This window comes from Acinetobacter sp. CIP 101966 (genome assembly GCF_000369725.1).
Taxonomy (GTDB): Bacteria; Pseudomonadota; Gammaproteobacteria; order Pseudomonadales; family Moraxellaceae; genus Acinetobacter; species Acinetobacter lwoffii_Q.
In genome coordinates this window covers 45,329-55,062 of record NZ_KB850161.1, presented here as the reverse complement: position 1 = coordinate 55,062, position 9,734 = coordinate 45,329, and the positions used below count along the sequence as shown (strand labels likewise).

Below are 9,734 nucleotides of genomic sequence, written 5' to 3'. Positions count from 1 at the left end.
GACAAAGTGACTTTAGCTGGAGCAAGTGGTACAACATTGACCAATGTTAAAGCTGGCGATGTATCAGCGACTTCAACTGATGCAGTGAACGGTAGCCAATTATTCACGACCAACCAAAAGGTTGATCAAAACACTACGAACATCGCAACGAATACAGCAAATATCGCGAAGAACACAGGTGACATTAGTACACTAAATACAACTGTAACCAATCAGGGTAATGAAATTACAACGCTTAAAGGTGGTTTCAATTTACAAACTAATGGTGCAAACAGTAGTGCAATCAAAGCGGGTGATACCGTTGATATTGGTGTCGCTGATCCAGCAGATACCAACTTAACTGCGACGAAGACAGGTAATAATGTTGCATTCGCATTAAGTAAAGATTTAAGTCTTAACAGCGTGAATGCAAACCAGTTAGCTGTGGGTGATGTTGTAGTCGATAAATCTACAAACACGATTTCTGGATTGAGCAATAAAGATTTGACTGCTGCTGACTTCGCAACTCAAGGTCGTGCAGCGACTGAAGAACAGTTGAAACAAGTTATCAGCAGCAACATCACTGAAGTTGTTGATGGTAATGGAAACAAGGTGAATATTATTGATCAGGTTGTAAATACAAAACCTGATAATAAAAACCAAGATTCATTGTTCTTAACTTATGACAAGCAAGGTCAAGAAACAACAGATCGTCTAACGATTGCTCAGACAGTTCAGAAGATGAATACAGAAGGTGTGAAATTCTTCCATACTAATGCAGACACTTCTAAAGGTGATCTTGGTACAACGAATGACTCAAGTGCGGGCGGATTGAATTCTACGGCTGTTGGTGTAAACGCAATTGTTGAAACAGGTGCAGTGAGTGCACTTGCAGTTGGTCACAATACTAAAGCTGGTGGTGCTCAATCTATCGCGATTGGTAATGGGGCAGAAGCTTTAGGTGCGCAATCAATTAGTATTGGTACTGGTAATAAGGTTACTGGTGATCATTCGGGCGCAATTGGTGATCCAACGATTGTTGACGGAAGCAATAGCTACTCTGTAGGTAACAATAACCAAATCTTAACAGATGATACATTTGTACTTGGAAATAATGTTACGCAAACAGTTACAGGTTCAGTTGTTTTAGGCACAGGTTCGGCAGCGACTACTGGTGCTGGTGTTGCAGGATATGCATTATCAACAGCAACTACTGCTGATAAAACTGCGATTGGTAATACAACTTCTACCACTGGTGCTGTGGCAATCGGTGAAGCGGCGAATGGTATTTATCGTCAAATCACAGGTGTAGCTGCTGGCTCACAAGATTCTGATGCTGTAAACGTTGCACAGTTGAAGGCAGTTGGTAATCAAGTGACGACAACACAAACATCATTAGTCAACAGCCTTGGTGGAAACGCAAAGGTAAATGCTGACGGTTCAATTACTGGACCAACGTATAATGTTGCTCAAGGTACACAGACTAACGTTGGTGATGCATTAACAGCACTTGACCAAGCGATTGGTAATGCTGCTACAACGTCTAAAACAACGGTATCGAATGGTGAAAATATCGTTGTAAGTAAGACTAAGAATGCTGATGGTTCTGACAACTATCAAGTTTCTACTGCTAAAGACTTAACTGTTGACTCAATTAAAGCGGGTGAGACTGTTCTGAATAATGCTGGCATTGCAATTGCTAATAATGCTGTTGTTTTAAACAACACTGGTTTAGTGATTGCTGGTGGCCCAAGTGTAACAACACAAGGCATTAATGCAGGTAATAAACAAGTCACTAATGTAGCAGCTGGTACAAACGCTACAGATGCAGTCAACAAAGGTCAGTTAGACAGTGCGATTAACAATGTGAACAACAATGTAAATCAACTTGCTAACAATGCTGTGAAGTACGATGACGCGACTAAAGACAAAATCACATTAGGTGGTGCTAATGGCACAACCATCAGTAATGTGAAAGATGGAACAGTTGCTCAAGGCTCTAAAGAGGCTGTGAATGGTGGTCAATTGTGGAATGTTCAACAACAAGTGAACCAAAACACAAGTGATATTGAGAATATTCAGACGAACATTAACAACATCAATAATGGCAAGTCAGGTCTTGTTCAACAACAAACACCGAATGGTGATATTACGATTGGCAAAGACACTGGCGGTACTAAAGTGAGTGTAGCTGGTAAAGATGGTGATCGTGTTGTAACAGGTGTTAAAGATGGTGTAATCAGTGCGACATCTAAAGATGGTGTAAATGGTTCACAATTAAATGTGACAAATAACAAAGTTGTTGAGTTCTTAGGTGGTGGTGCAGGTTATGACAACATAACCAATAGCTTCACGAATCCAACGTATACCGTTGGTGGAAAAGAATATAACAACGTTGGTGGCGCAGTAGATGCATTGAACAAAGCTGACCAAGCATTGGATAGTAAAATTGATAATGTGAGTAACCGTTTAGAGCAAGCATTCTATTCAACAAATCAACGTATCGATGATGTAGAAAAGAGAGCGAATGCAGGTATTGCCGCGGCAATGGCATTGGAAGCAGCGCCATTTGTTGCTGGTAAATATACGTATGCAGCAGGTGCTTCTTATCATAGTGGTGAAAATGCAGTCGGTGTAACTTTACGTAAAACTGCTGACAACGGACGTTGGTCAATTACAGGTGGTGTCGCAGCTGCATCACAAGGTGATCCAAGTGTTCGTATCGGCATCAGTGGCGTAATTGACTAAGACTAAGTTGTTAAGGAGAAGTTTGAATATCAAGCTTCTCCATATCACACCAATAAGATAAAGTGAGTTCGAATATGAAACATATGATAAAAGCATTAGTTTTTGGGGTTGTATCTAGCTTAGTTGTTACTGCCTATGCAGATGAAGCAGTAACTGAACAACAAGAAGAAATCAAATTCCCAGCTGTTGAAAAGAGCTATCTAAAACAAGTGAAACGTTATGAATATGATAATGTTGCACGCTTAGATAAAGGTTTAACCAAAGATCAAATTCGTCATTTATTGGGAAATCCTCAATTCAGTGAAGGTTTATTCTTTGTGAAAATTTGGAACTATGTTTTAGATATTCGTCAGCCAAATAGCCAAGACTATTTACGTTGCCAACTTCGTGTAGATTTTGACAAGCAAAGACTTTCTGAGCGTTTATCTTGGAAGGGTGAAGCCTGTGAAGGTTTGATGGCATGGGGCGCAAACAATCAAGTTCCAGCAAATACGAACTTAAATAATGCACGTTCAGGAAGTGTTTTCTTTACTTTTGATCGTTCAAATGCCAATGCAATTGAGCACGGGAGTGATTCTGTTACTTCAATTGCACAACGTATTAAACAGAGTAACGCGACTGGACCTGTAATTGTGGCTGGATTTGCAGATCCACTTGGCAAATTCGCTTACAATCAACAGTTGTCATCACAACGCGCAAACACCGTTGCAAAGCTATTGGTCAATGAAGGAATTGACGTAAATCGTATTCAAATTCAAGCCAACAGCCAAACAGATTTATATCAACAATGTGCAGGTCATAAAGCCAATAATCAGCTTGTAAATTGTTTAGCACCAAATCGTCGAGTTAATATTATTTGGTAATTGAGTTTAAATGCAGAATGGCTACTTTGAAGTAGCCATTTTTTTATCAAAAAGCTGGTGCGACAATAAATGTCGTTCATGCGTAAGCGTCCGCTGAACCCCATGCCTATTTTTTAATTTGAGTTGGATTTCCAGCGATGTGGCAGTAATTCTTCTATTTGGGTCGCTTTATGCGTCGGCAGCCTTTTCAGCACATCACTTAAATAGGCATACGGATCCAAGCCATTCAGCTTTGCTGACTGGATTAAAGTCATGATATTCGCCGCTCGCTGTCCACTGCGCAGCGAACCTGCAAACAACCAGTTCTTACGGCCCAATGCCCAGGGACGCATTGAGTTTTCTGCCCAGTTATTGTCAATGGGTAGATTGCCATCATCCAGATAGCGGCTTAAGGCTGGCCAACGCTTCAGAGTGTAATTGATGGCCTTGGCGGTGGGAGAACTCGATGGCACCGTCAGATGATGTTGGTTGAGCCATTCATATAGTTGTTGCATCACCGGTTGACTATGCTTTTGCCGATATTCGCGGCGATGTTCTGCTGTACCATCGGTCTTTTTCCTGAGTTCTGCTTCTATCGCATACAGTTGTTAGCGGCAATGTAAAAATGACCCCCCAACAGCATTTGAAAATTGACCCCCTTGGTTAATATAGTGGTCTTTTTGGACTGCTCAACATGTTAACTTTGGAGCAAGCAGTGACAATCCAAATACTTCATCAACAAGGTCAATCTATTAAGGCAATTAGCCGCGAACTCGGTATTTCTAGAAATACTGTGCGTAAATATTTACGATCTCAAGTAACACCTAAATATCAACGAACACAATCTAAAGTGAGTATTCTTGAGCCTTATAAACCGTATTTAATCAAACGTGTAAATGCCGCCGATCCAGAATGGATACCGGCTGTAGTGTTGTATCAAGAAATCTTGCAAAAAGGCTACACGGGGAAAATTAGAACACTACAAAATTATCTCAATACATTAAAGCCAACTAAACAACCAGAGCCGATTAAGCGATTTGAGACTCAACCAGGTCAACAAATGCAGGTTGATTTCACAACAATTCGACGTTATCACACCACATTAAAAGCATTTGTTGCAACTTTGGGATACTCTAGAGCAACCTTTGTTAAGTTTTATGATCATGAACGTTCTGATGCATGGATTGATGGCTTAGAAAGTGCTTTTCAGTTCTTTGGTGGTGTTCCTAAAGATGTATTATTTGATAATGTTAAGGCCATTATCATTGAACGTGATGCTTATCAAGATGGTCAACATCGCTGGAATGCTAAATTACTTGATTGTGCTAAGAAATATAACTTCCGACCACGTGTTTGTAAGCCATATCGTGCGCAAACAAAAGGTAAAGTAGAACGCTTTAATAGTTATTTGAAATCAAGTTTTATCGTGCCATTAAAAGCAAGTTTAAAGGTGGTTGACCTTAGCTTAGATGTTGATATGGCAAATGCCTATATTGGTCGATGGCTTAGTGAAACAGCAAATCAACGCATTCATGCAACAACTAAAGAAAAACCAAGTACTCGTTTGCTTGAAGAACAACAATATTTTTCTTCATTACCTTTATTTAATGATGGTTCTAAAAAATCTGTAATTGATGATGTTAGCCCATCATCACTCATACCTCATGAGAGTGTTCAACACCCCTTATCAATCTATGATGAATTACTGGAGGTTTCTTAATGAATTTACAGTATGAGCGTATTGAACAGCTTTGCCGTCAGCTTGGTCTACAAACAGTGGCATCACAATGGTCACATCATGCACAACAAACCTTAGCAAAGGATGGCAGTTATGCAGATTTCGTTGAAGCTATGCTATTACATGAATACACAGCCAAGCAGCAACGTAGTCAACAGATTCGGGAGAATCTAAATACCTTCTTTGCTTATCCAGCCGAGATACGCAAAGCCATCTATACCACCAATGCGATCGAATCATTAAACAGCGTAATACGTCAGGCGATCAAAAAGCGTAAAGTCTTTCCAACGGATGATTCTGTACGTAAAGTGATTTACCTGGCAATTGATGCAGCGTCTAAAAAGTGGAATATGCCTATTCGCGACTGGCGTTTAGCCATGAGCCGCTTTATTATTGAATTCGGTGACCGCTTAAGCAATCGCCTTTAAATTTATGAAAAGCAATTACACAAAATTATTTACTGGCTCATTTAAGGAAAGCTAATTGATTCTTAAAAGTAAACGGTTTCTATTATCAGATATTAAGAGGTATTAAACTCTCTCTGACAATAGATTGACTAATACTTTTAATTCATCTCGTAATTGACTTAAGTTATCAAACTCAATGTTTTTGGTAAGCTCTTTAGGAATATTTTCAGCCTCAGCAGATAAGTCTCGCCCTTTGTCTGTTAAGGAAATTAGAACTCGTCTTTCATCATGAGGATCACGAGATCGATTAATCAGAACAGATGTCTCCATTCTTTTTAATAATGGCGTTAATGTTCCACTATCAAGATGTAAAATTTGTCCAAGATCACCCACACTTACACATTTTTTTTCCCACAAAACCAACATCACTAAATATTGAGGATAAGTGAGCCCAAGAGGTGCAAGAAAAGGGCGATAAGCTTTCACAATTAAATTAGATGCAGCATAAATAGGAAAACATAGTTGCTCATCTAAGCAAAGCTGATTCTTGGACATAGCTTTTTATTTGGTATGGACAGTAGTAGATACCTGTATATTACCTCGAATAGCATTGGAATAAGGACAAACTTGATGCGTTTGTTCCACGATTTCTTCTGCATCAGCTTGTGAAATACCTGAAAGCGTGACATCTAAGTGTACTGTCAAGGTGAATCCACCATTGCCATTCGCCACCATACCAACAGTACTCACGACTTCTACATCATTATCACGGATTTTATTCTCTTTATTGCTACGAGTAACATGGATCACTGCATTACCAAAACAAGCTGCATAGCCAGCAGCAAACAATTGCTCAGGATTAGTTGCGTCACCCTTACCACCTAATTCTTTAGGCATAGCCAATTTTAATTCTAGAAGACCATCTTCACTGCGAATCGTTCCCGAACGTCCACCGACTGCTTTGACTTGAGTTGAATAGAGAGTACTCATGTATATTACCTTGCTTAATATTACATTGTGTAAAATATAATTGCACACAATTAAATATAGGTCAATTATTTCCCTTGTTTTTTATTTAACATAATGGCGGTTATACGCAATACACTTGTATATTAATTTAAAAATCAAAAACTTAAAAATTTCACCCTGATCACAAAATGCACAAAAAATGGTTTTTGTAATAAGTTGGTGAGTTTTTAGGCGAATCTGTAACATTTTGCCAAGAAAATCGATTAATAAATGATCAATTTGGCAATCAGTGCCCATTTCATGCGGATCCAGGTTGTGAAACTATCCCCAATTGCTGTGGATAAAATTTAGGCTATTTTGTACGCTTTGGCTCACATCAATCTCGGCCCTTTGCTGCTATCCGCGATACTGGAATTTTCCTATGATGAAGTCATAGAGAGCAGGATGCTCCAAACAACAAGAATAAGAAAGATCGCACCAGGAACGTGAGGTAAGACAGGAGTCATACTTAGCAACCCAATATGAAAAACCCCGGCAGGATGCCGGGGTTTTTTATTTTCTAAATTTTTTAAATTAGAGTCGGGTGAGCATCAAGAATACGAATTAAAGTCGCTGCAGGACCAGTCGGATAGCGACGGCCTTGTTCCCAATTTTGGAGCGTTCTCGCGCTGATCTGCAAACGTGCAGCGAATTCTGCCTGGGTTAAGCCTGTTTTCTCACGTACTTCTTTAATATCTGGTAATTCAAGCTCAGTCACTCGGCTTGCTTTCATCTCATTGCGTTTGATAGCACCAGCTTCTTTAATCGAAGCAACTAGGTCATCAAATAAGTTGTTATCCATGAAATTGCTCCTTCACTAATTGACGCAGGATCAAGGTTTCTTTGTCTGTCAGATTATCTTTCACAGACTTTGGATAAGCCACCAGGAAAAAGATCTGATCATCTTCTGTGACCCAATAGTAGATCACACGGATACCGCCACTTTTTCCTCTATTACCTTGAGCACAGCGTACTTTACGAATGCCACCGCCATTCTTGATTAAGTCACCTTTATCAGGCTGCACCAAGAGATCTTGCTGGAGCTGACGATACTCTTCATCACTTACAAGCTCTTTGATTTGCTTGGTAAAAATACTGGTTTCAATGAATAGCATAGATTAAAGTACGTCAATGGCGTATAAGGATTTTAGCAGTTTTTACATAAAAAAACGAGAGCTTTGAGCTCTCGTTTCGCACAATCAATATCGTATTAGTTTTAACAATAGTATTTATAAAATTTTAAAAATTTTTCCACTTAAAGTACTTTGGAAAAACATTTCGAAACTAGGTCGAATATCTTCTCCATCAACAGTGATATGTTTTATATTCGAGTGAGATTGCGTATCGGCAAACTGATGATCTACTGTTGCTTGAATAGCGTGTTTAACCCCAAACTGGTCTTTTACGCTGAGATTCTGTTTAATCATATATATTCCCTTAATAAAATTATAGTGGTAGAAATCTACCCAAATTTTTAATGCTTGTTGATGTTGGCTCTAAGCAACTTTATGACTTAATTTAAATAGCTGATTTAAAGAAGTATAAAATGTACGGCCATCTAAATTTAAATCGACCTCCATCCCAGATGAGAGAAGAACTCTTTTACCCACTTCAATTGTTTTTAACCCCTGACGTGTACTTTGCATTTTATTAAGAGGAGTTAATGAAACAATAATTTCAGTACCATTTTTAGCTTTTGCAATTAAATAATTTATTTTTAACAACTTGAATCCTGTTTTTCTGAAAATTTTCCAATTTTGGAAATAACTTTAAAATTTAATTTTAAATTATAAAAAAAGCACTCATGAGTGCTTTTTATTACTGCTTATTACTGCTTAGATAGCAATAATATTTACAGCATTCGGTCCTTTTTGACCTTGGGCTACGCTGAATTCAACCATTTGGCCTTCCATTAAGGTTTTGAAACCTGAACTTGCGATTTCGCTAAAATGAGCAAAAACGTCTGGACCTGATTCTTGTTGAATGAAACCAAAACCTTTAGTTTCGTTGAACCACTTTACAGTACCTTTAACAACATTTGAGTTTGACATAATATATCCTACTAATTTTTAATAATTTTAAGTCATTTTATTGACTGGGTATAACTTTGAAAATAATGAAGAAGCGACTTAAAATCTGAAAAAACGAAGGATTATGACTAAAACTGCGATACTTAAAGAAGATTTACCGGAACAAGACTTTTTTCTAGTTAAGTCAACTATACACTAAAAATAATAAAAATCAAGTTTTCTCATATACATATTCATTAAATTTATAAAAAACAAAATTAATCAAAAAAAATAAAATAAAATCATATTTTTATTGTAAATGTAACAATACAAGATTAAGATGTTGGTCTAGTAAGATTGATAAGTAATGAATGCGATTATATAGTTCTGTAATAACAATATTGATGTTTTTAATTTCGGGAATGATGATTTTTTCCCATACGCAAATCATATATAAACCGCCAAATTTTACCACTTTCAATATGGCCGAATAGCCATATTTAATAAGAAAAACCGCCTGTTAGGCGGTTTTTAACTTTTGAAGAAATAATAATTGTCTTTGTTTAACATAAAATTTCTTATACCAAATAAGCAAAGCTCATTATTCAATGAGCTTTGACAGTAGCAATTTCAAGAATGCTTAGGAGAGAGTTAAATTAAACTTAGTGATATAAAGCTGCTTTCGCTTCTTGGTCTGCATGATCTTGCAATAAAGCATGCACAGCCCAGATCGCAGCTGGGAGCCAGCCTAAAAGGGTAACTTGAAGAAACAAACATATCATTGCTGCAAAAGGTCGACCTATCATAAAGAAAGGCAACCAAGGAAAGAGCAACGCTATCAGAAATTTCATATTAATTTCCTCTTAAGAAGTTTCAAAAGCCTTAACAACTAATAAGAGGCAGAAGTAAACAACCTATAGGCGTATCCGTCTATTCAAGATTTACTTATTTATGTAATTGACCGTGCACTTTGACTTTATTCATAAATTATCGTTATTTGGCA

At 37.8% G+C, this 9,734-nt stretch carries 12 protein-coding genes and 1 pseudogene; 4 read left to right on the top strand and 9 right to left on the bottom strand.

Annotation, left to right across the window (positions count from 1 at the left end; all coding sequences use genetic code 11):
* Both F891_RS14525 and tpgA read left to right on the top strand, forming a co-directional pair.
* On the top strand, window positions 1-2,727 hold a 2,727-nt coding region (locus F891_RS14525), incomplete at its 5' end, for a YadA-like family protein (RefSeq protein WP_005264150.1).
* Window positions 2,728-2,801: 74 nt separating this feature from the next.
* Complete coding sequence (gene tpgA, locus F891_RS14520) at window positions 2,802-3,590, top strand: trimeric autotransporter adhesin/peptidogylcan-associated protein TpgA (RefSeq protein WP_005264149.1); 789 nt, start codon at window positions 2,802-2,804, stop codon at window positions 3,588-3,590.
* 113 nt (window positions 3,591-3,703) lie between these two features.
* Here the strand turns inward: tpgA and F891_RS14515 are convergent.
* A pseudogene (locus F891_RS14515) lies at window positions 3,704-4,177 on the bottom strand (IS66 family transposase); the annotation flags it as partial.
* An 86-nt stretch (window positions 4,178-4,263) separates the two neighbouring features.
* Here F891_RS14515 and istA point away from each other — a divergent pair.
* Complete coding sequence (gene istA, locus F891_RS14510; protein ID WP_005264144.1) at window positions 4,264-5,289, top strand: IS21-like element ISEc57 family transposase; 1,026 nt, start codon at window positions 4,264-4,266, stop codon at window positions 5,287-5,289.
* Window positions 5,289-5,735 (top strand): transposase, encoded by a 447-nt coding sequence (locus F891_RS18360; RefSeq protein ID WP_005264143.1) that lies wholly within the window; start codon window positions 5,289-5,291, stop codon window positions 5,733-5,735. Before istA ends, F891_RS18360 begins: the two co-directional genes overlap by 1 nt.
* Window positions 5,736-5,837: 102 nt before the next feature.
* Here F891_RS18360 and F891_RS14500 read toward each other — a convergent pair whose 3' ends face one another.
* The 8 genes from F891_RS14500 to F891_RS14465 all read right to left on the bottom strand — a co-directional run bounded on the left by F891_RS14500 (window position 5,838) and on the right by F891_RS14465 (window position 9,582).
* A complete protein-coding gene (locus tag F891_RS14500) occupies window positions 5,838-6,269 on the bottom strand; it encodes a MarR family winged helix-turn-helix transcriptional regulator (RefSeq protein ID WP_005264140.1) in 432 nt (143 codons plus the stop codon).
* Between the two features lie 6 nt (window positions 6,270-6,275).
* Window positions 6,276-6,704: an organic hydroperoxide resistance protein gene (locus tag F891_RS14495; protein WP_005264138.1), complete on the bottom strand. Its 429-nt coding sequence runs from the start codon at window positions 6,702-6,704 to the stop codon at window positions 6,276-6,278.
* Between the two features lie 547 nt (window positions 6,705-7,251).
* Complete coding sequence (gene nadS / locus F891_RS14490) at window positions 7,252-7,524, bottom strand: NadS family protein (RefSeq protein WP_005254448.1); 273 nt, start codon at window positions 7,522-7,524, stop codon at window positions 7,252-7,254.
* The gene (locus F891_RS14485; protein WP_005254446.1) at window positions 7,517-7,837 is read right to left on the bottom strand and encodes a type II toxin-antitoxin system RelE/ParE family toxin; all 321 of its coding nucleotides are present in this window, start codon (window positions 7,835-7,837) and stop codon (window positions 7,517-7,519) included. The genes nadS and F891_RS14485 overlap by 8 nt, the downstream gene beginning before the upstream one ends.
* 114 nt (window positions 7,838-7,951) lie before the next feature.
* Window positions 7,952-8,149, bottom strand: a complete 198-nt coding sequence (locus tag F891_RS14480; RefSeq protein ID WP_004641925.1) for a hypothetical protein — start codon at window positions 8,147-8,149, stop codon at window positions 7,952-7,954.
* A gap of 69 nt (window positions 8,150-8,218) precedes the next feature.
* Window positions 8,219-8,446: a hypothetical protein gene (locus tag F891_RS14475; RefSeq protein WP_004641927.1), complete on the bottom strand. Its 228-nt coding sequence runs from the start codon at window positions 8,444-8,446 to the stop codon at window positions 8,219-8,221.
* A 111-nt stretch (window positions 8,447-8,557) separates the two neighbouring features.
* Window positions 8,558-8,773: a cold-shock protein gene (locus tag F891_RS14470; RefSeq protein ID WP_004641928.1), complete on the bottom strand. Its 216-nt coding sequence runs from the start codon at window positions 8,771-8,773 to the stop codon at window positions 8,558-8,560.
* A 620-nt stretch (window positions 8,774-9,393) separates the two neighbouring features.
* Window positions 9,394-9,582 carry a YqaE/Pmp3 family membrane protein gene (locus F891_RS14465; RefSeq protein ID WP_004641934.1) on the bottom strand — a complete coding sequence of 63 codons (189 nt, stop codon included), beginning with the start codon at window positions 9,580-9,582 and terminating at the stop codon, window positions 9,394-9,396.
* Window positions 9,583-9,734 lie beyond the last annotated feature (152 nt).

Bases quoted from the DNA above. Each gene is read 5' to 3' on its own strand.
- tpgA (WP_005264149.1), top strand. From the start codon at position 2,802: ATGAAACATATGATAAAAGCATTAGTTTTTGGGGTTGTATCTAGCTTA.
- istA (WP_005264144.1), top strand. From the start codon at position 4,264: ATGTTAACTTTGGAGCAAGCAGTGACAATCCAAATACTTCATCAACAA.
- F891_RS18360 (WP_005264143.1), top strand. From the start codon at position 5,289: ATGAATTTACAGTATGAGCGTATTGAACAGCTTTGCCGTCAGCTTGGT.
- F891_RS14500 (WP_005264140.1), bottom strand. From the start codon at position 6,269: ATGTCCAAGAATCAGCTTTGCTTAGATGAGCAACTATGTTTTCCTATT.
- F891_RS14495 (WP_005264138.1), bottom strand. From the start codon at position 6,704: ATGAGTACTCTCTATTCAACTCAAGTCAAAGCAGTCGGTGGACGTTCG.
- nadS (WP_005254448.1), bottom strand. From the start codon at position 7,524: ATGGATAACAACTTATTTGATGACCTAGTTGCTTCGATTAAAGAAGCT.
- F891_RS14485 (WP_005254446.1), bottom strand. From the start codon at position 7,837: ATGCTATTCATTGAAACCAGTATTTTTACCAAGCAAATCAAAGAGCTT.
- F891_RS14480 (WP_004641925.1), bottom strand. From the start codon at position 8,149: ATGATTAAACAGAATCTCAGCGTAAAAGACCAGTTTGGGGTTAAACAC.
- F891_RS14470 (WP_004641928.1), bottom strand. From the start codon at position 8,773: ATGTCAAACTCAAATGTTGTTAAAGGTACTGTAAAGTGGTTCAACGAA.
- F891_RS14465 (WP_004641934.1), bottom strand. From the start codon at position 9,582: ATGAAATTTCTGATAGCGTTGCTCTTTCCTTGGTTGCCTTTCTTTATG.